This window comes from Thiobacillus sp. SCN 63-57, assembly GCF_001725555.1.
In the GTDB taxonomy this organism is placed as follows: domain Bacteria; phylum Pseudomonadota; class Gammaproteobacteria; order Burkholderiales; family Thiobacillaceae; genus Thiobacillus.
This window is the reverse complement of sequence record NZ_MEGP01000025.1, coordinates 36,314-58,098: the sequence shown is the minus strand read 5'-3', so window position 1 is coordinate 58,098 and position 21,785 is coordinate 36,314. Positions and strand designations below refer to the sequence as shown.

Sequence of the window (21,785 nt, the reverse complement as noted above, 5' to 3'; positions counted from 1 at the left end):
CCGTAAAAACGCTGGACAACGTCGGCATAATACCAAGATGTCACCGCCACGCTTCTACCTTGACCAGCCGCTTGCACCAGGCGCCCGTTTCAACCTGCCGGCCGGCCCTGCGCGCCATGCCGTGCGCGCGCTCCGGCTGGCGGTAGACGACGCCATCACCCTGTTCAACGGCCGTGGCGGCGAATATGCCGCGCGCATCGAACGCATCCAGAAGGACGAGGTGGCCGTCAGCGTCACCGGCTTTGCCGATGTCGAGCGCGAATCGCGCTTGCACGTGAGGCTGGCGCAGGGCATCTCGAGCGGCGAACGCATGGACTATACGTTGCAGAAGGCGGTCGAACTGGGCGTGGCGGCGATCCAGCCGATCGCCGCCAAACGGAGCGTGGTCAAGCTGGCAGGCGAACGCGCAGACAAGCGGGTGGCGCACTGGCAAGGCGTCGTGGCGAGCGCCTGTGAACAGTGCGGCCGTAACCGGGTGCCCGTCGTGGCGTCGCCGATGACGTTGGCCAACTGGTTGGGGCAGCATGAGGCCGGGCGCCTGTTGTTCCTGTCCCCGACGGCCGAGGCGCGACTGGCCGACCTGTCCTCATCGACCGCCCAGGACTGGCTGGTGGCCGGTCCGGAGGGGGGCTTTGAGGCCGATGAAATCGCTGCACTGCATGCAGCAGGCGCCATTCCGGTCCGACTGGGACCGCGCGTGCTGCGTACCGAGACGGCGGCGTTGGCCGCACTGGCGGCGATGCAAACGCTATGGGGTGATTTTTAAGGGCATGAAAAAACCGGGCTTGTGCCCGGTTTTTTCATTTCGCAGCGATCAGGGACGAATGTAGCTGTACCCTTCCTTTTCACGCTCCACGATTTCCACCACGCCGCCAGGCACGATGTCGACCTTGGCATTCATGTCTTCCTTGGTGAGCTTCTTCGCCTTCATGGTGTTTCCGCACGCAGCCACTTTCACGCCGGAATCGACCGCTTCGCTCACGCGATTGGCCACTTCGGAATCAGCCGTCAGCATGCCGATGCCCGGTCCGTAGGCCACGACTTCAATGATGGCCTGACCCTTCGTGGCGGCCTGGAAGTTCTTGACGTTATTCAGCGCCAGATTCCAGGTGGCCGGGTTCGAATCGCTGACCTGGATCACAACCTTGGTCTTGCCGTCATCGGCGCCTGCCGCAGCGGTACCCGGCAGTGCCAGGGCACCCATCATCACCGCGCCGCCCAGCAAAGCACCCATCCATTTATTCATCTGCTTCATTGTTGTCTCCTTCAAAATTGTTTTAAACAGGAAATGCCGCCATGCCCAGTTATGACGCCAAGCCTAACCGATTTATTCCATTTATTTCATGCAGAAAAGTCGACGTCCTCCAGTTTCGCAGTGTTTTCTGTATCCTTCGCCCTAAAGACTTCCCGTTCTAGGCCATGTCATTGAAAGACACTACCCATTTCGTTCACTGGTTCCGCTCCGCCGCGCCGTACATTCACGGTTTTCGCGGCAAGACCTTCGTCATTGCGTTTGGCGGAGAGCTGGTGGCGGACGGGGGCTTCGTGCAGTTGGCGCACGACGTCAACCTGCTGAACAGTCTGGGCGTGCGGCTGGTTCTGGTACACGGCGTACGGCCGCAGGTCGAGGCGCGCCTGACCGAGAACGGCACCGCAATCCGCTATGTGAGCGGCCTGCGCGTCACCGACGACGCAGCGCTGGCCTGCGTCAAGGAAGCCGCCGGCACGGTACGGGTCGAGATCGAAGCCCTGCTGTCGCTGGGGCTCGCCAATACGCCGATGGCGGGCGCCGACATCCGGGTGGCCTCGGGCAACTTCGTCACCGCCAAACCCATCGGCGTCATCGAAGGCGAGGACCTGCTGCACACCGGGGAAGTCCGCAAGATCGACGCCGCCGCCATACGCAGGCGGCTGGACCAGCACGACATCGTGCTGCTTTCGCCCATCGGCTACTCGCCAACTGGCGAAATCTTCAACCTCAGCTTGGAGGACGTAGCCACCCAGGCCGCGGTCGAGCTGGCGGCCGACAAGCTGATTTTCCTGATGGACACCGACGGCGTGCCGGGCAAGGGCCGCACGATCCTCAACGCCCTCACCGTCAACGAGGCGCGGCAGGTGCTCGAACTGGCAGGACATGGCAAGGCCCGCAAATTGCCCGAGGACGTGACCTACTATCTGCCTTGTACGATCACTGCCTGCACGCAGGGCGTGAAGCGCGCCCACCTCATCAGCCGCCACCGCGATGGTGCGCTGTTGTCCGAATTGTTCACCCGCGAGGGTGTCGGCACCCTCATTACGCCGGCGCCGCTGGAAACCCTGCGCGCCGCCACCATCGACGATGTCGGGGGCATCCTCGGCCTGATCGAACCGCTCGAGCGCGACGGCATTCTGGTGCGGCGCTCACGCGAACTGCTGGAAATGGAAGTCGAGCGCTTCCTGGTGCTCGAATCCGACGGCGTCATCGCCGGCTGCGTGGCGCTGTATCCCTTCCCGGAAGAACAGGCGGCCGAGCTCGCCTGCCTGGCCGTTTCCAGCGAATATCGCGGACGCGGCTTCGGCAATCTACTGCTGGCCGAAGCCGAAAAAAGAGGAAAGAAGGCAGGATTCAAGCAACTGTTCGTGCTGACCACGCGTACCGAACACTGGTTCGAGGAGCGCGGCTTCGTCGACAGCAGTCCGGATCATCTGCCCCGTAGCAAGCAGGCTTTATACAACTACAAGCGGAGATCCAAGGTTCTGCAAAAAAAACTGTAAACGAGGAAAGCACGCTTGCACCGAATTCTCCAGCGGTCGGGTATACCCCGCCTTTGCGCCCATGCCCTCGCGCACGTCACCTCCCCACACCAGCCGGACCGGGCCGCGCACGCGTCGCCGCGCGTTCGTCCCGCACGGCGACGTCTCCCGGTCTGGGTACCGTGGCTCAGGTCTGTCGTTCTGTCGGGGGCGCTTGCCCTCGTACTGATTGCCGATGCCCATCCTGAAACCGATACGGATACGCCGCTCATATTTGGTGTCTTCCCCAACATGACGGCCAAGCAGACCCTCGACATCTACCAGCCGCTGGCCAAGGCGATGGAAAAGCACTTGCGGCGGCGAGTCGCCGTTTATAGCGCGCGCGACTTCAAGACTTTTGTCGAACGTACCCGGCAGGGTGACTATGACATCCTGCTCACCGCCCCGCACCTGGCCTGGCTGGCTCGACAGGATGCCGGCTATCGGCCGCTGCTGAAGTATGCCCAGCCCACGCGCGGCCTGCTGGTCGTCAAGAATAGCGGGCCTTACCGGGTGGCGGAGGACTTGCGCGACCAAAACATCGCCACCCCTGATTCCATAGCCGTGGCAGCCCTGGCCGTGCAGGCCGACCTGGCCGCACTCGGGCTTCGGCGCAATATCGATTACCAGATCATGGATTACGGCTCCCACCTCAATGCCGTGATGCAGGTCATCAATGGACGCACGGCGGCAGCCATGCTGGGCTTGCATCCCTACCGGCTGCTGCCCGCCGATATCCGCGAACAATTGCGTGTCGTCGTGGAGACCGCCCCGCTTTCAAGCCTGATGTATCTGACGCATCCCCGTCTGCGCGACCAGGAAGCAAACGCAATCCGCCGGGCATTGCTGGATTTCGCCACCACCCCGGAAGGAAAGGTGTTTTTACAGCACGGCGGGTATGGGGGATTCGTCTCCGTGGACGGCAATGAATTGCGTGCTTTCCGCCCCTATGCCCTGCAGGCGGAGAAAATGATGCAGGTGGCGCATTGAGGGCCTGGTTCGGACGGCTCTCGTTGCGCTACAAGCTCACCCTCGCCGCGTTGGGGGTGGAAGCGCTGATGCTGGCGTTCCTGATCATCAACGGTGTCCACCTCACCAGCGAGGAATTGCAGAAACAGGCCGAGAATCGGGCCCAAGACATGGGAAAAACCCTGGTTGCCGCCCTGCTGGCCCCGCTCTCGCAGCAGGATGACGCCAGTGTGCGCGACATCGTCGAAACCCTGCAGCGTGAAGGCGGCCTGAAAATGATCGAGGTGCGCGACAGCAACCGGCGCATCGTGCATCAAGCCGGGACCGAAAGTACCGATGCCGATTTCCGCCTGACCCTGCCGATCGAGTATGCCGGCCAGCGTTATGGCGAAATCGCCCTGGTCCTGTCGGGCGACTTCATCCAGCACGCGCGCAACCGTTACCTCCGGCAGAGCCTGTTCATTGCAGCCGCGGCTTTGCTGCTGACTGGCATTCTGCTGGCCCTGTCGGTCGGCGGCGTGATCCGCCGCTTCGATGCGTTGACCCGCGCCAGCAAGCGCATGGCCCAGGGCGATCTGGACGTGAAACTGACCGGCGCCGGCGAAGACGAGATCGGACAACTGATCGACACCTTCAATCGCATGGCCGAATCCGTGCGCTTCAACGTCGACCGTGCACGCGAAAACGAAGCGCGCTTTCACGCCATCGCCGATTACACCCACGATCTCGAATTCTGGCTGTCGCCCGAGGGCAAGCTTCTGTGGGTGAATCCCTCGGTCGAGCGCATGCTCGGCCATAGTGTCGGCGAATGCATGGCGCAGATGAACTTCCCGGCCGACATCATCCATCCGGAAGACCGCACCGCCGCCGAGTTTCAGTTGCGCCATGCCTTGCGCGGCACGTCCGGCCAAGGCTATGCCTTGCGCATCTGCCGCAAGGACGGCGGCCATTTCTGGGCAGCGGTGAACTGGCAGCCGATCCATGACTACAGCGGCGTGTACCAGGGCATCCGCGCCAGCATCCACAGCATCGACGACCTCAAGGCAACCGAGGCCAACCTGCGTCAGGCCATCAACGAACTGCGCGCGGCGGAAAGCCTGCAAAGCCGTTACCTGGAAGAAACCGAGCAGGAGCGCGCCCGGCTGGTATCGCTGCTGTCGGCAATGAATCTCGGCATCCTGTTCGTTGCCGCCGACGGCCGCGTGATCTATCACAATCCCGCGTTCACCCGCATGTGGATGATCGACGAGGAGATCCATCTGATCGGCTTGCCGGTGCACGAGGTACTGGCCAAATCGACCTCGATGCTGGCGCGCCCCGATCATTTCTCCAAGCATCTGCTGTCGGTGCTGGAAACGCGCGAACTCTCCGACAGCTACGAAATCCAGATGACCGACGGACGCGTCATCACCGAACTCGATTACCCGGTACGCGACCGCGAAAACCGCTTCATCGGCCACCTGTGGATTTACGAGGATGTCACCCGCGAACGCCAGACGGCCGAACAACTGGTGTATCTGGCCGAACGCGATGCCCTGACCGGGCTCTACAACCGCCACCGCTTTCAGCAGGAGCTGGCGCGCACCATGCTGGACAGCGACCGTCACCAGACGCAGTGCGCGGTCATGTTCTTCGATCTCGACGAATTCAAGACCATCAACGACAGCTATGGCCACCGCGCCGGCGATGCGCTGCTGATCCGGGTGGCCAGCGAAATCAGCACGCTGGTGCGGCGCAATGAAGTCCTGGCACGTCTGGGCGGCGATGAGTTCGCCATCCTGCTGCCGTCGGCGCAAGGCAATGAAGCCGAAGTGCTGGCCGACCGCGTGGTGCGGGCGATCGCACAGATCCCTTTCCGCTTCGAAGGACAGAACCTGCGGCTCACGACCAGCCTCGGCATCGCCTACTATCCCGGGCAGGCCGCCGATGCCGACGACCTGGTTGCGCGCGCCGACATCGCCATGTACCAGGCCAAGGATGCCGGCAAGAACACCTGGCGCGTCTTCCGCGCGGACACCGAGGCCGACACCGAAATGCGCACCCGCCTGTCGTGGGGCGAGCGCATCAGCAACGCGCTCGACAAGGGCCTGTTCCAGCTGCATTTCCAGGGCGTATACCGGGCGGAAGACGGCACCTTGTCCCACCTGGAAGCGCTCATCCGCATGACCGACGAGCGCAATCCCGGCCAGCTCATCATGCCGGGGCATTTCATCCAGCTGGCCGAGAAAAGCGGGCGCATCCTCGACATCGACCGCTGGGTGATCCACGAAATCGTGCGCCGGCTGGCGGAGAATCCGGCGATTCCATCGATTGCGCTCAACCTGTCCGGGCGCTCGCTGTCCGAGCCCGGCCTGCCGCAATACATTGGCGACGAACTGCGCCAGGCCGGCGTCAATCCCAGCCGCCTGATCGTCGAGATCACCGAGACCGCAGCCGTGTCCGACCTGCACGATGCGCAGCGCATGATCGAGGCCTTGCGCCAGCTCGGCTGCGGCGTCTGCCTCGACGATTTCGGCGTCGGCTTCGCCTCCTTCGCCTACCTCAAGCACCTGCACGTCGACACCATCAAGATCGACGGCATTTTCATCCGCGATCTGCCCAGCGATCCCGACAACCAGGTGTTCGTCCAGGCCATGGTCAGCGTCGCGCTCGGCCTCGGCAAGTCGGTCGTCGCGGAATATGTCGAGGATGGCCCGACGCTTGCCCTGCTGCGCCAGTTCGGCGTCGACCTGGTGCAGGGCTATTTTCTCGACCGGCCGATTCTCGACCACCCGGCGCTGCACGCCTCCATCTAGCCACGTTCGGCAGGCGGCAGACTGTCCGCCATGATCACGCAGGCGGAATGTTAAAATGCCCCGCTTTGCGTCTCAGGATTTCCGCCGTGCTCACCGCTTCCAGCATCACCCTGCAATTCGCCTCCAAGCCACTGTTCGAGAACGTCAACGTCAAGTTCGGCGATGGCAACCGCTATGGCCTGATCGGCGCCAACGGCTGCGGAAAGTCGACCTTCATGAAGATCCTGGCCGGCGAACTGGAACCGACCGCCGGCAACGTCTCGCTCGATCCGGGCGAACGCATGGCCTGGCTGCGCCAGGACCAGTTCGGCTACGAGGACCAGCGCGTGCTCGACGTGGTGATGCAGGGCCACGCCGAGATGTGGCGGGTGATGCAGGAAAAGGACGCCATTTACATGAACCCGGAGGCGAGCGAGGAGGACTACCTGCACGCCGCCGAACTGGAGGCCAGGTTCGGCGAGATGGGCGGTTACGATGCCGAGGCGCGCGCCGGACAGCTGCTGCTTGGCGTGGGCATCCCCATCGAACAGCACAATGGGCCGATGAGCGAGATTGCGCCGGGCTTCAAGCTGCGCGTGCTGCTGACGCAGGCACTGTTCTCCAACCCGGACATCCTGCTGCTCGACGAACCGACCAACAACCTCGACATCAACACCATCCGCTGGCTGGAGAACGTGCTGAACGAGAGCAATGCGACCATCGTCGTCATCTCGCACGACCGCCACTTCCTGAACCAGGTCTGTACCCACATGGCCGACCTCGACTTCGGCACCATCAAGGTCTATCCGGGCAACTACGACGACTACATGCTGGCGTCCACCCAGGCCAAGGAGCGCCAGGCCGCGGCCAACGCCAAGGCCAAGGACAAGGTGGCCGAACTGCAGGAATTCGTGCGCCGCTTCTCGGCCAACAAGTCGAAGGCGCGGCAGGCCACCAGCCGCATGAAGATGATCGACAAGATCAAGATCGAGGATTTCAAGCCGTCCTCGCGGCAGAACCCCTATATCCGCTTCGAACCGGAGAAGCTGCTGCACCGTCGAGCGCTCGAGGTCGAGAACCTGAAATTCGGCTACGACGGCACCCCACTGTTTTCCAACATGAACTTTTCGCTGGAAGCCGGCGAAAAAATGGCCGTCATCGGCGGCAACGGCGTCGGCAAATCGACGCTGATGAAGCTGCTGATGAACGAACTGACGCCGCAATTCGGCGAAGTGAAATGGAGCGAGAACGCCAGCATCGGCTATTTCTCGCAGGACCACGTCAGCGATTTCGACATGGATCTCAACCTCACCGACTGGATGCACCAGTGGACCCAGCCCGGCGACGACGAGCAGGTGCTGCGCGGCATCCTCGGCCGGTTGCTGTTCTCCGGCGACGACGTCAAGAAATCGGTACGCGTGCTGTCCGGCGGCGAGAAGGGCCGCATGCTGTACGGCAAGCTGATGCTCGGTCGCCACAACGTGCTGGTGATGGACGAGCCGACCAACCACATGGACATGGAATCGATCGAGTCGCTCAATCTCGCGCTCGATCTGTTCAAGGGCACGCTGATCTTCGTCTCGCACGATCGCCAGTTCGTCAGCAGCCTCGCCACCCGTATCCTCGAAATCACGCCTGAAGGCGTCGAGTTCTACATGGGCACCTACGACGAATACCTGCATTCGAAGGGCCTCGAGTGAGCGAGGCCGTCGTCATCGGTCTCGGCCAGCTCGGTCGCGTATTCGCCGGCGGGCTGCTGCGCGCCGGCCGTACCGTGGTTCCGGTCAATCGCGACGACGACATGGCAGCGTTGGTGCAACGCCATCCCGCGCCGGAGCTGGTCTTGATCGCGGTTGGCGAAGCCGACCTGCACACGCTACTGGCAGCACTGCCCGATGCCTGGAAGCCGCGCGCCGCGCTGATCCAGAACGAACTGCTGCCGCGCGACTGGGAAGCCCACGGCTACGTCGACCCCACGGTGATCTCGGTCTGGTTCGAGAAGAAGAAGGGCACCGACGCCAAGCCGCTGATCGCCTCGCCGGCGGCAGGCCCCGGCGCCGCCCTGCTATGCCAGGCGCTGACCGCCATCGATTTGCCGTGCCGCGAAGTCGCCCCGGGAAACGAACTGCTGTTCGAACTGGTGCGCAAGAACGTCTACATCCTCACCACCAATATCGCCGGTTTGAAAACCGGCGGCACGGTTTCGCAGCTGTGGGCGCAGCACGAAGCCTTCGCGCGTCAGGTGGCGGACGAGGTGATGGACATTCAGGATGCACTGACTGGCGTCGTGCACGACCGCAACGCGCTGATCGCCGGCATGCTCGAGGCTTTCGACGGCGATCCCGACCATGGCTGCACCGGCCGGTCGGCGCCGGCGCGGCTGGTGCGCGCGCTGCAGCACGCCGATGCATTCGGGCTGGGCGTCCCCACCCTGCGATCCCTGGCGGGCTGATCCTGCCCGGATGGGCGGCGGCTGCCCCCGGTCAGACTGCGTGGCCCGGGGACTTCTCCTTGCCGCCACCGTATACCCCCGAATGGTCGAACGGCACCCAGTTGGGCGAGCGGTCGGTCTTGAACCGGCCGTGGATGCGATAGGGGACGCCCGCCTTCAAGGATTCCGGCGACAGGCTCTCGATCTGCCGGATCAGATCCTTCGATTGCGTGATGGCGTCGATCCGCAGCAATGTGCTGGAGGTCGCCGCGATCCGGGTCGAAGTCTGCGACAGGCCATTGGCAAACGAAAGCCCATTGAGCTCCAGTTCGAAATCCAGCGCCTCGATCGTCAGGTCGAAATCGTTCGGATTGCTCACGCGCAAGCCCACATCGAAATGCTGTTCGAAGAAACCAAGACGGCTGATCGCCACATCCGCCACGCTCACCTTGGGTGCGACCGCATTGAATGGCAGGCCGGAACAGGCGGCCAGGCCGAGTGCAAAAGCCAGAAAGAGCAGACGCTGCAGCATAAAAAGCCTATCGAATCTGCGCCAGCAACTGGGCGGCCATGTGCGCGGCCTGCGTTGCATAGCCGCCGCTGAACAGATTGGCGTGGTTGAGGATATGGTAGAGATTGTAGAGCGTTTTACGCACGGCGTAGCCTGCGTCGAGCGGCCACGCCTCGCGGTAGGCCGCGTAAAAATCCGGCGCAAAACCGCCGAACAGTTCGCTCATCGCCAGGTCGCATTCGCGGTCGCCGAAATACACCGCCGGATCGAAGATCACGGGCGTTCCATCGGCCAGGTAGGCGTGGTTGCCGCCCCACAAGTCACCGTGCAGCAGCGAAGGGCCGGGTACGTAGCCGCCGAAAAAGGCGTCGAGGCGGGTGAGCAAGGCTTCGCCGTCCCGCTGCAACGCGCCGGTGTGGCCGTTCTCGGCTGCCCGACGCAGCTGGAACCCGAGCCGCTGCGTACGCCAGAAGCCGATCCAGTCGTCGTGCCAGGCATTCGGCTGCGGCGTGGCGCCGATCCAGTTGTCGCGCGTCCAGCCGAATTGTGCGGCGCTGACACGGTGTTGTTGCGCAAGCTGCCGCCCCAGTTGCACGGCGTCGCCCCGCGTGCCCAAAGGCAGATAGTCGAGTACCAGATACGCCTGCCCTGCAGCCAGGCCATGACAGATCACCTGCGGGACCCGAACGGCGTTCGCGGCAGCCAGTTCGGCGAGCCCGGCCGCTTCGGTTTCGAACATCGCGAGCCGGGCAGCAGGCTGGATCTTGACGAACACGCTGCGCATCCCGTCGCTGAGCCTGAAGGCCTGGCTGATGTCTCCCCCATGCACGGCCTGTGCGCCGGATACCTCGAATGGCAATCCCGTGGCGTGGCCGATGGCCGTGGCGAGTTCATGATGGAAGGCGTTCATGACTCAAGTAAAGGCTGAACGCGGATGGTAAGCGCCGCATGGGCGCCCCGCAGGGCATGTTCGGCTTCCTGCGGCGTGGCGGCCCGGCTGAAGATGAAGCCGAGATAGCTCGCACCCGCGGGCGGCGGCGCCACCAGCTGGCCGGCCTGGGCGGTGATTTCGATGCCGCTGACATGCGGTACGTCGCGCGCCGCGTCGAGGCCGTCGACGCCCTGCAGGATACCGCTCGCCGGCACGGGGATCATCATCACGCCGGCCGCCTCCTTCCCTGCCTGCGCCGGTAGCGGCAGGCCCGCTGCATGGCGCAGCACGATTTCGGCCGACGTCATGCCCAGTGTTGCGTCCAACACGCGTCCGCATAACCCGCCGATGCCGCGCGGCGCGATCTCGAGCAGCCACACGCCTGTGTCGTTGATGCGGGCTTCGGCATGGATCATGCCCTCGGTCACGCCACTCGCCTTACAGGCGCGCTGCACGGCGGCGGCCAGCTCGGCCTGTGTGGCAGCGGGCAAGCGCGAAGGCGTGACGAACAGCGTTTCCTCGAAGTAAGGCCCGTCGAGCGGATCGGGTTTGTCGAACACGGCAAGAACCTGCAGTGCGCCGTGGACCAGCACGCCGTCGAGTGCGACTTCGGCACCCGCGATGAAGCGCTCGACCAGCAGGCCGGCGCCGGCGTCGCGCTGGGCACGCGCCTGGATGCGCCGAACCTGTCCGAGCGTGCGTCTGAGTTGATCGGCATCGTCCACCCGGATCACACCGCGGCTGGCGTTCAATCGGCGCGCTTTCACCACCAGCGGAAAACCCAGCGCAAGCGCGGCACCCACGTCATCGTCGCGGACCTCGACAAAGGCAGGGCAAGGCAATCCAATCGTCTGCAGCTGCCGGCGAAAACGCAGCTTGTCGGTCAAGGTCGCCACGGCCTCGGGCGGATTGCCGGGCAGCTGGAGTGCCACGCGCAGCTGCGCTGCCAGCGCCGCGCCGTGATCGTCCACAGCCAACACTGCATCGACGGTCTGCGTCAAGGCGCGCAAAACCTGGGGCAAGGCGATGTCGGGCTGATCAAAAGGCACGCTCATCAGCGGCGGCAGGCCCCAACCCGGCGCAAGCCGATGGCAATAGTCGGCACAGGCGACGAGTTCGATGTTCAGCCGCTTGGCAGCGACGATGAAGTCCTGGTTGGCATAACCCGCGGCGGGGAGCAGCAACAGGAGACGCGGCATGGTTAGAAGCTGGCGAGTTGGGTTTCGGTCGGCTCGGCGCAGCAGTACCAGGGCTCGGAATGATGCGCGATGGTCTCGCCGAATTGCGCGGGATCGAGCGGCGGCGGCGTCTCGGCCAGCGCGGCATGGGTGCGTGTCCAGATTCCGGCGAACACGTCGGCACGCGGCAATCCCTTTTTCTCGGCATCCATCACCCAGGCCATGATCTCGCTTTGCAACGCATCGACGCGCGGGTCGTCCGCCTGCCACGGATAGCCCAGCATGGCCTCGTCGAAGGCGCCGACCTGTGCGGCAAAATCGGACAAGTGCAGAAGGTGCGATCCCTGTGGCACCAGCAGGCGGATCGCCAGCTGTACCGGCGGCACGGCTTCGACCAGATGCAGCCGCAGCAGGGTGGCGAGCAGCGCGCGATAGCCTGCCAGCGTGGTCCACGGCGTGAACGGCACGAAGGTGGGGGCCAGCGCGATACCGAGCATGCGGCAGTGCGCCAGCGCCGCTTCGAAATCGGCGCGGGTGTGGCCCTTGGCGAGGCGATCAAGAATCGCGTCGTCGACCGATTCGACCGCGGTGACGACGAACAGCAGGCCGCATTGCCTGAGGCGCGGCAGCAGGTCGGCGTGATTCAGCAGGTGCTCGACCTTGATCGTGGCATCCCAGCTCAAGTCGGGGAATTGCGCATGCAAGGCCTCGGCCACTTTCAACGCATGCGTCGGCCCATTGAGAAAATCGGGATCGCCAAAACTGATGTGCTGCGCACCCACTTCGACCTGCTGCGCGATGTCGGCCATCACCGTCTCCACCGGGACGATGCGGAATTTCCCTTCGTACACCGGCACCACCGGACAGTGGCGGCACAGATGTTTGCAACCGCGGCTCGCTTCGGCGAAGCCGGTGATTTTTTGCGTGCCGTCGGCCAGGATCAGTTTGGCGTAGCGCTGCAGATCGGGCAGGCCGCGTCGTTCAGGCAGCAGGAACGTGATCTTGTCGCGCCGCACCAGAATGTCGGCCGGCGCAATCCCCGTTCGTACCCAGTCCAGCAGATCGGGCTCGGACTCGCCGCCGAAAACCGCGTCCACGCCCAGTGTTTTCAGCCATGCGGCGTTGACCGGCGCATACAGGCCGAACGCGGCGATGCGCGCACGCGGAGCAAGCGAGCGGATTTTCGGCAGCGCCGCAGCCGCAATCCGCGTGGCGGTATGCATGCCGAGGTAAATCGCCACATATTCGGCATCCGCAAAAGTGACAGGGTCGAGTTTTTGCTGCGACAGGTCGACGCAGGCGGCAGCAATGTGTTCGCGCGCGAACCATGCGGCAGGCTGCGCCAGATTGAACGGCTGGCGACCCAGTTCGTACGGGCTCACCAAAACAACACGCGCCCCGGAAGGCGCGCGTGTGGGTGCCGTACAGGAACTGCCCATGACGGCTACTTGGCCTTGGGGCGCTGCTCGAACATCTTGGCGATCCCGGGATCGCGCGAGGCGCCGGCGGCATCCATGCGCTTGAGATACTCGTCCCACAACGCAGCTTGGTTGATGCCCAGATCGTAGAGATATTCCCAGGAATAAATCCCGGTGTCGTGGCCGTCGGAGAAGAAGAAGTTGATGCCGTACAAACCTACGGGTTCGGCGGCATTGATCAGGACTTCACGTTTGCCGACCTGCAGCACCTCCTGCCCGGGGCCATGGCCGCGCACTTCGGCGGACGGCGAATAGACCCGCAGAAATTCGAACGGCAATTCGAAACGGGCGCCGTCGGTGAAGGCGATTTCCAGCTTGCGCGAAGCCTGGTGCAACTTGATGTCGGTCGGGGTGGGATGGGCCATGTTGTAACACTCGAAATTGAACGCCAGCGCGAAGTTTAAACCCGTCGTGCGAAGTTTAAACCCTTGAGGGACAAGGGGCTGAAGCCGATGAGGGATCGGGGAAACTGGCGCGCCCGGCGCGATTCGAACGCACGACCCCTGCCTTCGGAGGGCAGTACTCTATCCAGCTGAGCTACGGGCGCTAGGAGCCGCGAAGCATAGCCTTTTTGCCACGTTGCGTCTATCCGCCGGGCGCAACGCCCTTTCCTGTCGGGGTGGCTTTCCTTATAATCGCCGCTTTCGATGCCACCCCCCAAGGAACCTTTCATGGCCGATTCGCACGCCAAGATGACTCAAGCCACCCCGCAGGAGATCATCATTTCCGTTCTTGCCGGATTGTTCGCGCCCCTGCTGGCGATTTTCCTGATCGTCATGCTGGTGCTCAGCATTCAGGACAAACATCTGCCCGACACCACCAGCGAAGCCGCCCAGAAAGCAACGCTCGACCGCATCAAGCCTTTCGCCCATCTGGTCGCGCTCGACGCCAATGCGCCCAAGGTCGAGAAGTCCGGCCAGGAAGTCTTCGAGGCCGTGTGTACCACGTGCCACACGCCCGGCGCACTGGGCGCGCCCAAGTTCGGCAACAAGGGCGACTGGGGGCCGCGTATCAGCCAGGGCTATGAGACCTTGATCAAGCATGCCCTCGAAGGCATTCGCCAGATGCCGCCGCGTGGTGGCGACGGCGACTTGTCCGATACCGAAGTGGCTCGCGCAGTGGCCTACATGGCCGATGCAGCCGGCGCCAAATTCAAGGCACCGGAAGCGGCGGCACCGGCCGCACCCGCGGCCGCCGCGGCGTCGGCCGCCAAACCCGACCCGTCCAAGGGCAAGGCCGTCTACGAGGCCAATTGCGCCGTCTGCCATGCCACCGGCGTGGCCGGCGCCCCCAAGATGGGCGACAAGGCGGCCTGGGGACCGCGCGTAAGCCAGGGTTATGCGACGCTCTACAGCCATGCGCTGAACGGCATTCGCGGCATGCCGGCCAAAGGCGGCAACGCCGGCTTGTCGGAAGCCGATCTCGCCAACGCGGTCGGCTTCCTCATGACCCAGGGAGGCGGCAAGCTGTAAACCGGAATTGCGCGAACGGGCGTCGCCCAAACGCGCATTGGGAGACGAGGAGCCCGCGGCCATGAAATACGTCACGTTGCTGACCATGCTGGCTCCCTTGTCGCTCGCAGCCTGCGATCAATCCGCCATGCCCCCGGCGGGAATGGGCATGGCGCCCACTCCGATGCAGACCGGGCCCCACGCCATGCGCCCGCCTGAATTGCCCACCGATTCCGCACAACCCGCTCCGACCGCCGTCCCCAGCAGCGACGGCTCTCCTGCCATCCAGTCCGACCTCGCTCATGGCCTGCAGGTCTATCGCCAGACCTGCGCCTTCTGCCATGACAAGGGCATCGCGGGCGCACCGATCATCGGTGAAGCCAGCGACTGGCGTCCTCGCCTGGCCCAGGGCATGACCGCCCTCTACGCTTCGGCCCTGCAGGGCAGGAACGCCATGCCGGCCAAGGGTGGCAATCCGTCGCTGGCGGATGCCGACGTCCGGGCGGCGGTCGATTATCTCGCCGGGCAGGTACGGTAATGGCTCATCTGCCACGCGTCTGCCCCCAGTGCGGAAGCGACAAGATTCGCAGCGGCTCGCTGCATGCCCATGACGGGATCCGTCACCTGTTGCTGCACACCCCGCTGCGCTGCCGCGACTGCCGCCATCGCTTCTGGACGTTCAATCCCCTGAAGCCGGTGCTGTTGCTGACAACCCTCGGTGCACTGGTTGGTGTCACAGCCTGGTTTGCCATCGACCCGAGCGACACCATGACTGCCGCACAGGAACCCATCAGCGTGCCCCACGCCCGAGCCGAGAAAGGCGATGCCGAGGCCCAGTTGCAATTGGCCATGCGCTATGCCGAGGGCGATGGCGTGATCCAGAACGACAAGGAAGCGGCCCACTGGTTTGCCCTGGCCGCCCAGCAAGGTCTGCCCGAAGCGCAGTATCGTTACGGCCTCGCCTTGCTGAAGGGGCGCGGGGTCGTGCAGGATTACCGCGCAGCCTTCAGCTGGATCGAAAAACCCGCGAAAAGCGGCTACGCCAAGGCGCAGTACAGCCTGGGCGAACTCTACCGCTATGGAACCGGCACGGCGATCGACAAGGCACGCGCCTATCTCTGGTTCAATCTCGCCGCGGCGCAAGGGATCGAGGCCGCCGCCAAGGCGCGCGACAGCCTGGTATGGCAGTTGAAACCCGAACAGATCACCGCGATGCAGGAAGAGGCCCGGCGCATGAGCCCGACGCCCTCGTCGCCCTCGTCGCCCTCGTCGCCCTCGTCGCCCGCTTCGGCGCGCCCGGCGCAAGCGCCCGCAGCGGCACCGGCCCCCGCCACGCCCTGAACGAGGGCGCGCCCGACTTGACTTCCGTCGATGGGCGTCCAGCTTCAATCGGGCATCTGCCGCCAACGCAGCGAACTGCGCCTGCTGGGCGTTCAACTGGCCTTCCAGCGCCAGCCGGCGGTTGAGTAGCACCTGATCCAGACTGCCTTCGCCCAGGCTGTAGGCACGCGCCGCCAGCCGCGCCGCCTCCGCCAGCGACTGGGCGGCATGGTCGGCCTGCTGCCAGTTCGCCACCTGGGCCGCCGCCGCCTCGAAATCCGCGCGCGCCTCCTGACGCAAACGTTGCTCCAGACGGATGGCCGCCTCTTCCGCGGTGGTGCTGAGCTGCTCGGCGGCCTGCTGGTCGGTACGCCGCGCGCTGCCCGGCAACGTCAGCCCGACGCTTACGCCCAACTGGTGCTCGCTGCCGCCCAATTCATTCTTGTAGAACACGCCGACCGTGGGGTCGATGCTGCGGCGGCTGGCCAGTTGCCGGGCCTCGGCCCGCAACACCTCGGCCTGGCGCCGCGCGCGGAACAGTTCGTGGTTGTGTGCCAGCACGGTGCTGACATAGTCCTCGGCCGGCCCGGCCGGCTCGACCGGCGCCTTGCGCCATGAGCCGGCTGCGCGCCCGCTGCTCGCGCGTGGCCGCCTGCTGCTGCTGCAGACGCGCCTGCGCCAGCGCCGCTTCCGCGTTGACGCGCTCCGAACGCGGCGCCTCGCCCAGGCGAATGCGCGCATCCACGGTGGCGAGCTGCTGTTCGGCCAGATTCACCTGCGCCAGCCACAGCCTGGTCTGGCCGGCTTCGTTCAGCCAGTCGAACCAGAACGCAAGCAGTTGCCGGCCGCTTTCGTGCATCGCTTCACCGTAACTCGCTTCGGCATGGGCAGTCAGCGCACCGGCAAGCACGCGGTCGGCCGCGGCGCGCCCGGGTAGACGCAACGGACGCGACAGCGCCACGCCCCACTCCGCGAAACGATCCTGCGGCGTATCGATCCGGCGTTGCAGGGCATCCGCACCCAGCACCCACTCTTCGCGCCCGCGGCGCAGGCTCTCGCTCCTCAGCGATTGCGCGGCAAATTCGCCGCGCGCCTGCGCCACCATGGGCGAGGCCCGTAAGGCAGCTTCGGCGGCGACCGGGTCGGGCAGATAATCGGCGTAGGCCGCCGTGGATAAAATCGGCGCGGCGAACGCCAGTGCCAACGCGAGACTCAATGTGTGCACGGCCTTCATGCGCGCGCTCCTTTCAATATGAATTGGCGGTACAACAGCGGCAGCATCACCAGCGTCAGCAGGGTGGCGCTGATCAGGCCGCCGATGACGACGATGGCGAGCGGGCGCTGGATTTCGGAGCCGGGCCCGGTCGCGAACAGCAGCGGCACCAGGCCGAACGCGGCGATGCTGGCGGTCATCAGCACCGGACGCAGGCGCCGCAACGCGCCGTCACGCACCACGGCATCGCCCTGCAGTCCCTGCGCGCGCAACTGGTTGAAGTGGCTGACCAGCACCACGCCGTTCAGCACCGCGATGCCCAAGAGCGCAATGAAGCCGACCGAGGCGGGCACCGACAGATATTCGCCCGAGGCCCACAGCGCGAAGATGCCGCCGATCAGCGCCAGCGGCACGTTCATCATCACCAGCAGCGCCTGGCGCGCATCGCCGAACGTGACATAGAGCAGGAAGCCGATCAACAGCAGCGCCACCGGCACCACGACCATCAGGCGCTTCGCGGCACGCTGCTGGTTCTCGAACTGGCCGCCCCAGGTAATGCTGTAGCCGGGCGGCAGCTTGACCTGCGCGGCGACGGCGGCTTTCGCGTCCTCGACGAAGCTGACCAGGTCGCGCCCGGCGACGTTGCTCTGCACCACGGTGAAGCGCGCCGCATTTTCGCGCTTCACCGCCACCGGGCCGGTAGTGCGCTTGAGATGCGCCACCTGGTCGAGGCTGATCTCGCGGCCGTCCGCCAGGGTCAGGCGAATCGCCTGCAACGCGTCGGGCGATTCGCGCAAACCGGCGGGGCCCCGCAGTTGCAGCGGCACGCGCCGCCCCTGCTGCTGGATCGTGCCGATGACTTCGCCCTCGAGTTGCGTGCGCAACAGCATGGCGATGTCGTCGGCACTGAGACCGAAACGGGCGGCAGCATTCCGGTCGACTTCCGCCTGTAGGTACTGCACGCCCGCGTTCTGCTGGGTATAGACGTCGGACGCGCCGGGGACTTTTCCGACCACGTTGAAGATCTCGCCCGCCAGCCGGTTGAGTGTGGCGAGATCCGGGCCGAAAATCTTGATCGCCACGTCCCCGCGCGAGCCGGTGAGCATTTCCGACACCCGCATGTCGATCGGCTGGGTGAAGTTGTAGGCGATGCCGGGGAAGCCGTCGAGGATTTTGCGGATTTCGTCAGTCAACCATTCCTTGTCCGGGCGACGCCATTCAGCCTGCGGTTTCAACACCAGGAAGGTATCGGTGTCGTTGAGGCTCATCGGGTCGAGCCCGAGTTCGTCGGCGCCGGCGCGACCCACAATGCGTTTGATTTCCGGCACCTGCTTCAACAGCGCTGCTTGCACCCGCATATCCTGCGCAACCGATTCTTCCAGGCTGATCGACGGCAACTTTTCCAGTTGCACCAGGATGTCGCCTTCGTCCATGGTCGGCATGAAGGTCTTGCCGATCAGCGGATAGACGCCGACCGCTGCCAGCATCAGCACGCCTGCGGTGGCGTAGACGAGCTTCGGCCGCGCCAGCGCGCGATCGAGCAGCGGCGTGTAGAGGCCTTGCGCGCGGCGCAGCAGCCACGGATCGGTGTGCGCGCCCTGCTTCAACAGAAACGAGGCCAGTACCGGGATCACGCTGAGCGCCAGCAGCAGGGACGCGGCCAGGGCGAACACGATGGTCAGCGCGACCGGCGCGAACAGCTTGCCCTCCAGCCCCTGTAGTGTCAGCAGCGGCAGGAACACGATGGCGATGATGGCGATGCCCGAGGTCACCGGGCTGGCGACTTCCTGCGTCGCCCACAACACGCGTTGCAGCGGCGTTTCGCTGGTGTCCTCCGGATCGTGCGCCAGGTGCGCGACGATGTTTTCCACCACCACCACCGCCGCGTCGACCAAGAGGCCGATCGCGATGGCCAATCCGCCCAGGCTCATCAGATTGGCCGACAGCCCGAACTGGCGCATCAGCACGAACGTCGCCAGCACCGACAGCGGCAGGATCAGCGCCACCACAATGGCTGCGCGCAGATTGCCGAGGAACAGCAGCAGCAGGATGACCACCAGCACTGCCGCTTCGAGCAGCGCCTTGCTCACCGTGCCGACGGCGCGGTCGACCAGTTGCGCACGGTCGTAGAACGTCGAGATCGTCACGCCCTTGGGCAGGGTGGCCTGGATCTCGGCAAGCTTGGCCTTGACGTTCTTGATGAGCTCGCCCGCATTGACGCCTTTCAGGCCGATCACCAGGCCTTCCACCGCCTCGCCCTGGCCGTTTTGCGTCACGGCACCGTAGCGGGTCATCTCACCCAGTTCCACGCGCGCGACGTCGCCGACGGTGACGACCACGCCCCCCACCGTTTTGATGCCGATGTGCCGCAAATCGTCCAGCGAACCGATGCCGCCATTGACGCGCACCACCCAGGTTTCCTCGCCTTCGTTGACGCGCCCGGCGCCGTCGTTGCGGGTGTTTTTCTCCAGTGCGGTGCGCAATTCGTCGTAGGTGACGCCGCGCGCGGCCAGCGCAGCCGGGTCGGGGTTCACCGCGAACGTCGCGACGCGGCCGCCGAGCGAGTTGACGTCGGCCACGCCGGAAATCGCCCGCAATTGCGGACGCACCGTCCAGTCGAGCAGGGTGCGTTTCTCCGCCAGCGACAACGGCCCTTCGAGGGTGAACATGTAGAGTTCCGACAGCGGCGTGGAAATCGGCGCCAGGCCGCCCGACACATTGGCGGGCAGGTCGCCCTTCACGTTGGCGAAGCGCTCCGCCACTTGCTGGCGTGCCCAGTAGATGTCGGTGCCCTCGGCAAAATCGACGGTAATGTCGACCAGCGCGTTCTTCGACAGGCTGCGCAGAATGGCTTGGTGCGGAATGCCCAGCAGTTCGGTTTCGACCGGCTGTGCGATGCGCGACTCCACCTCTTCCGGCGTCATGCCCGGCGCCTTCAGGATCAGCTTGACCTGGGTGGTCGAAACATCGGGGAAGGCATCGATGGGAATCTGCTGGAACGCGCGCACGCCCAGCCCCGCCAGCACCAGTGCCAACGCGAGCACGAACCAGCGTCGCGCGAGCGCGGTTTCGATCAGGATATTCATCATGGATTACTCTCCCAGCCACTGCGCCTTGAGCGCCGCCACACCCTTGGCGGCGACGCGGCTGCCGGCAACCAGGCCGGTCACTTCAGCCTGGCTGGCATTCTGGCGAATCAGCTGCACCGGCGTCGGCGCGAAGCCCTGCGCGGTTTCGACGAACACATAGGGCTGGCTGGCCTTCCACACCAGCGCAGCGGCCGGCACGATCAGGGTCTGGGCCGGTTGTTTGCCTTGCGGGACTGACGTTCCGGCCAGCGCAACCTGAACCGACTGGCCGGGACGCAGCAGCTTGTCGGGATCGACGAGGCTGGCGCGCGCCAGCACGCTTTGCGACGCATTGAGTTGCGGCAGCAGCGCGATGACGCGCCCGCTGGCCTTGCTGTCCGCCACCGTCACGGATTGTCCAACCGCCACCTGGCGCGCCTGGATCGTCGACAACGGAATCTCCAGGGCCAGATTCGACAGATCCGCCACTTTCACCAGCGCCATGCCGGCATCCACGCGCTGGCCCGGTTCGGCGACACTCTCCGTCACCACGCCGGCGATCGGCGCGGTCAGCGTGATCGAACTGCCGGTCACCTTGCCCGCGCCCATCATGGACAATGCGGTCTGTGCCGCCACCAGGCTGGCATGCGCCGACTGGGCCTCGGAGCGTGTGGCGCGCAAGCGCGATTCAGCGATCAGGCCTTCGCCGAACAGCTTCTCATCGCGCGCGGCATTGCTGGCCGCCAACTGCGATCTCAGCCGCGCCTGCGTCAGCGCATTCTGCGCATCGGCCAGGCCGGGCATCGACAGGGTGACGAGCGGGGCGCCGCGCTTGACCGTGTCGCCCGCCTGTACATGCAGCTGGGTGACCAGCCCGGCACCGGCCGCGGCAGCCACGCGCACGCTGGCAGGCGGCAAGGTCACCCGCGCCGTATAGGCAAGCGCGGGACTGGCGTCTTGCGTGGCCGCAACGACGGTGACGATGCCAAGGTTCTTCTTCTGCGCGGCAGACAAGGGCAGGACGTCGGCGGCGAAAGCCGGGGCGGCGCCGAGCAGCGCCAATACGAGAATACGGGTAGAAACATAACCAGCGATCATGCTTGATCTCCATGGGCAAGAAATTCGGGCAGGCGCACAGGCAGGTGCGCCGCGTGGGACGATCAGCGGCGCGGCGGCGCCAGCGCGTGCGGCAGGGCGTGATCGGGGAGGATGGCCTGCAAGGGGGTAGCGCCCAGCCAGACAGGGCTCAGCCTGGCTGCTGTTGCCACCGACGGCGGAAGCGCCGGCACCGGGTATGACGCATCGGCATCCGCCACAAACAGCACGGCCTGCCGCAACGATCGTATGCCCTGCGCCACTTCGATCTCCGCGCCCTGCTCCCTGTTTTCGGCCAGGTGATAGGCCACGTCGCCGGGCGCACCCGCATGCCCATGCAGCCAGCCTGCATGGCTCGCTTGCACCGGTCCCGCATGGGCATGGACGAATGGCGTCATCGCCTGCAAGGCGACAAGGAACCAGAGCATCAACAGGCGAAGAAATCGGTTCGGCACGGGTCGAAGTGGAATGCGTCGCAAAAAGTTATAGGGGCAGGCGTCGGCACCGGCACATTTACCCGGCTCGATGCGCATCCTGCCGGTGAATTCTTAAGACCGCCTTAAGTGGCTGTCCGTCGCGCCTGGCAAGGCGGTC

General features: G+C 65.0%; 19 protein-coding genes, 1 tRNA gene and 1 pseudogene. 9 read left to right on the top strand and 12 right to left on the bottom strand.

The genetic code is table 11. The features are described from left to right. Positions 1-37 precede the first annotated feature (37 nt). A complete protein-coding gene (locus ABT23_RS11240; RefSeq protein WP_296635146.1) occupies positions 38-766 on the top strand; it encodes a 16S rRNA (uracil(1498)-N(3))-methyltransferase in 729 nt (242 codons plus the stop codon). A gap of 48 nt (positions 767-814) precedes the next feature. Here ABT23_RS11240 and ABT23_RS11235 read toward each other — a convergent pair whose 3' ends face one another. Then, entirely contained in the window at positions 815-1,255 is a 441-nt protein-coding gene (locus ABT23_RS11235; protein ID WP_296635142.1) for a DsrE family protein, read from the bottom strand. Between the two features lie 170 nt (positions 1,256-1,425). On the opposite strand from ABT23_RS11235, the gene argA reads away from it, so the two are divergent. The 5 genes from argA to ABT23_RS11210 all read left to right on the top strand — a co-directional run bounded on the left by argA (position 1,426) and on the right by ABT23_RS11210 (position 8,967). Further along, the gene (gene argA, locus ABT23_RS11230) at positions 1,426-2,754 is read left to right on the top strand and encodes an amino-acid N-acetyltransferase (protein ID WP_296635139.1); all 1,329 of its coding nucleotides are present in this window, start codon (positions 1,426-1,428) and stop codon (positions 2,752-2,754) included. 15 nt (positions 2,755-2,769) lie between these two features. Continuing rightward, positions 2,770-3,762 carry a phosphate/phosphite/phosphonate ABC transporter substrate-binding protein gene (locus tag ABT23_RS11225; protein WP_296635137.1) on the top strand — a complete coding sequence of 331 codons (993 nt, stop codon included), beginning with the start codon at positions 2,770-2,772 and terminating at the stop codon, positions 3,760-3,762. Beyond that, entirely contained in the window at positions 3,759-6,536 is a 2,778-nt protein-coding gene (locus tag ABT23_RS11220; protein WP_296635134.1) for an EAL domain-containing protein, read from the top strand. Before ABT23_RS11225 ends, ABT23_RS11220 begins: the two co-directional genes overlap by 4 nt. Before the next feature lie 86 nt (positions 6,537-6,622). Then, the gene (locus tag ABT23_RS11215; RefSeq protein ID WP_296635130.1) at positions 6,623-8,215 is read left to right on the top strand and encodes an ABC-F family ATPase; all 1,593 of its coding nucleotides are present in this window, start codon (positions 6,623-6,625) and stop codon (positions 8,213-8,215) included. Next, the gene (locus tag ABT23_RS11210) at positions 8,212-8,967 is read left to right on the top strand and encodes a hypothetical protein (RefSeq protein ID WP_296635128.1); all 756 of its coding nucleotides are present in this window, start codon (positions 8,212-8,214) and stop codon (positions 8,965-8,967) included. The genes ABT23_RS11215 and ABT23_RS11210 overlap by 4 nt, the downstream gene beginning before the upstream one ends. Before the next feature lie 31 nt (positions 8,968-8,998). Here the strand turns inward: ABT23_RS11210 and ABT23_RS11205 are convergent, their stop codons facing one another. From ABT23_RS11205 to ABT23_RS11180, 6 genes are all read right to left on the bottom strand, one after another. Next, positions 8,999-9,478, bottom strand: a complete 480-nt coding sequence (locus ABT23_RS11205) for an LEA type 2 family protein (protein WP_296635125.1) — start codon at positions 9,476-9,478, stop codon at positions 8,999-9,001. A gap of 7 nt (positions 9,479-9,485) precedes the next feature. Beyond that, complete coding sequence (locus tag ABT23_RS11200) at positions 9,486-10,367, bottom strand: fructosamine kinase family protein (RefSeq protein ID WP_296635123.1); 882 nt, start codon at positions 10,365-10,367, stop codon at positions 9,486-9,488. Then, positions 10,364-11,587 carry an ATP-grasp domain-containing protein gene (locus ABT23_RS11195; RefSeq protein ID WP_296635120.1) on the bottom strand — a complete coding sequence of 408 codons (1,224 nt, stop codon included), beginning with the start codon at positions 11,585-11,587 and terminating at the stop codon, positions 10,364-10,366. Before ABT23_RS11195 ends, ABT23_RS11200 begins: the two co-directional genes overlap by 4 nt. 2 nt (positions 11,588-11,589) lie before the next feature. Next, entirely contained in the window at positions 11,590-13,005 is a 1,416-nt protein-coding gene (locus ABT23_RS11190) for a CUAEP/CCAEP-tail radical SAM (seleno)protein (RefSeq protein WP_366366676.1), read from the bottom strand. Between the two features lie 5 nt (positions 13,006-13,010). After that, a complete protein-coding gene (locus tag ABT23_RS11185) occupies positions 13,011-13,409 on the bottom strand; it encodes a DUF971 domain-containing protein (protein ID WP_296635076.1) in 399 nt (132 codons plus the stop codon). Positions 13,410-13,514: 105 nt separating this feature from the next. Further along, positions 13,515-13,591 (bottom strand) — tRNA-Arg (locus ABT23_RS11180). A gap of 124 nt (positions 13,592-13,715) precedes the next feature. On the opposite strand from ABT23_RS11180, the gene ABT23_RS11175 reads away from it, so the two are divergent. The 3 genes from ABT23_RS11175 to ABT23_RS11165 all read left to right on the top strand — a co-directional run bounded on the left by ABT23_RS11175 (position 13,716) and on the right by ABT23_RS11165 (position 15,836). Next, entirely contained in the window at positions 13,716-14,516 is an 801-nt protein-coding gene (locus ABT23_RS11175) for a c-type cytochrome (protein ID WP_296635073.1), read from the top strand. 61 nt (positions 14,517-14,577) lie between these two features. Then, a complete protein-coding gene (locus tag ABT23_RS11170) occupies positions 14,578-15,033 on the top strand; it encodes a c-type cytochrome (RefSeq protein ID WP_296635069.1) in 456 nt (151 codons plus the stop codon). Beyond that, positions 15,033-15,836, top strand: coding sequence for a tetratricopeptide repeat protein (locus ABT23_RS11165; RefSeq protein ID WP_296635066.1), 804 nt, complete (start codon positions 15,033-15,035; stop codon positions 15,834-15,836). The genes ABT23_RS11170 and ABT23_RS11165 overlap by 1 nt, the downstream gene beginning before the upstream one ends. Positions 15,837-15,938: 102 nt before the next feature. On the opposite strand, the pseudogene ABT23_RS14810 reads toward ABT23_RS11165, so the two are convergent. From ABT23_RS14810 to ABT23_RS11145, 5 genes and pseudogenes are all read right to left on the bottom strand, one after another. Then, positions 15,939-16,355 (bottom strand): annotated as a pseudogene (locus tag ABT23_RS14810) (TolC family protein); the annotation flags it as partial. Continuing rightward, on the bottom strand, positions 16,252-17,049 hold the full coding sequence (locus ABT23_RS11160) for a TolC family protein (RefSeq protein WP_296635063.1): 798 nt from the start codon (positions 17,047-17,049) through the stop codon (positions 16,252-16,254). The gene ABT23_RS11160 and the pseudogene ABT23_RS14810, both read right to left, overlap by 104 nt. Further along, positions 17,046-20,117, bottom strand: coding sequence for a CusA/CzcA family heavy metal efflux RND transporter (locus ABT23_RS11155; RefSeq protein WP_296635060.1), 3,072 nt, complete (start codon positions 20,115-20,117; stop codon positions 17,046-17,048). Before ABT23_RS11155 ends, ABT23_RS11160 begins: the two co-directional genes overlap by 4 nt. Positions 20,118-20,120: 3 nt before the next feature. After that, the gene (locus tag ABT23_RS11150; protein WP_296635057.1) at positions 20,121-21,194 is read right to left on the bottom strand and encodes an efflux RND transporter periplasmic adaptor subunit; all 1,074 of its coding nucleotides are present in this window, start codon (positions 21,192-21,194) and stop codon (positions 20,121-20,123) included. 62 nt (positions 21,195-21,256) lie between these two features. Next, positions 21,257-21,619, bottom strand: coding sequence for a hypothetical protein (locus ABT23_RS11145; protein WP_296635054.1), 363 nt, complete (start codon positions 21,617-21,619; stop codon positions 21,257-21,259). Between the last annotated feature and the right edge of the window lie 166 nt (positions 21,620-21,785).

Excerpts from the sequence above, each read along its gene's own strand:
- ABT23_RS11240 (WP_296635146.1), top strand. The coding sequence starts at position 38 with ATGTCACCGCCACGCTTCTACCTTGACCAGCCGCTTGCACCAGGCGCC.
- ABT23_RS11235 (WP_296635142.1), bottom strand. The coding sequence starts at position 1,255 with ATGAAGCAGATGAATAAATGGATGGGTGCTTTGCTGGGCGGCGCGGTG.
- ABT23_RS11205 (WP_296635125.1), bottom strand. The coding sequence starts at position 9,478 with ATGCTGCAGCGTCTGCTCTTTCTGGCTTTTGCACTCGGCCTGGCCGCC.
- ABT23_RS11200 (WP_296635123.1), bottom strand. The coding sequence starts at position 10,367 with ATGAACGCCTTCCATCATGAACTCGCCACGGCCATCGGCCACGCCACG.
- ABT23_RS11195 (WP_296635120.1), bottom strand. The coding sequence starts at position 11,587 with ATGCCGCGTCTCCTGTTGCTGCTCCCCGCCGCGGGTTATGCCAACCAG.
- ABT23_RS11190 (WP_366366676.1), bottom strand. The coding sequence starts at position 13,005 with ATGGGCAGTTCCTGTACGGCACCCACACGCGCGCCTTCCGGGGCGCGT.
- ABT23_RS11185 (WP_296635076.1), bottom strand. The coding sequence starts at position 13,409 with ATGGCCCATCCCACCCCGACCGACATCAAGTTGCACCAGGCTTCGCGC.
- ABT23_RS11175 (WP_296635073.1), top strand. The coding sequence starts at position 13,716 with ATGGCCGATTCGCACGCCAAGATGACTCAAGCCACCCCGCAGGAGATC.
- ABT23_RS11170 (WP_296635069.1), top strand. The coding sequence starts at position 14,578 with ATGAAATACGTCACGTTGCTGACCATGCTGGCTCCCTTGTCGCTCGCA.
- ABT23_RS11165 (WP_296635066.1), top strand. The coding sequence starts at position 15,033 with ATGGCTCATCTGCCACGCGTCTGCCCCCAGTGCGGAAGCGACAAGATT.
- ABT23_RS11160 (WP_296635063.1), bottom strand. The coding sequence starts at position 17,049 with ATGAAGGCCGTGCACACATTGAGTCTCGCGTTGGCACTGGCGTTCGCC.
- ABT23_RS11155 (WP_296635060.1), bottom strand. The coding sequence starts at position 20,117 with ATGATGAATATCCTGATCGAAACCGCGCTCGCGCGACGCTGGTTCGTG.
- ABT23_RS11150 (WP_296635057.1), bottom strand. The coding sequence starts at position 21,194 with ATGATCGCTGGTTATGTTTCTACCCGTATTCTCGTATTGGCGCTGCTC.
- ABT23_RS11145 (WP_296635054.1), bottom strand. The coding sequence starts at position 21,619 with ATGCTCTGGTTCCTTGTCGCCTTGCAGGCGATGACGCCATTCGTCCAT.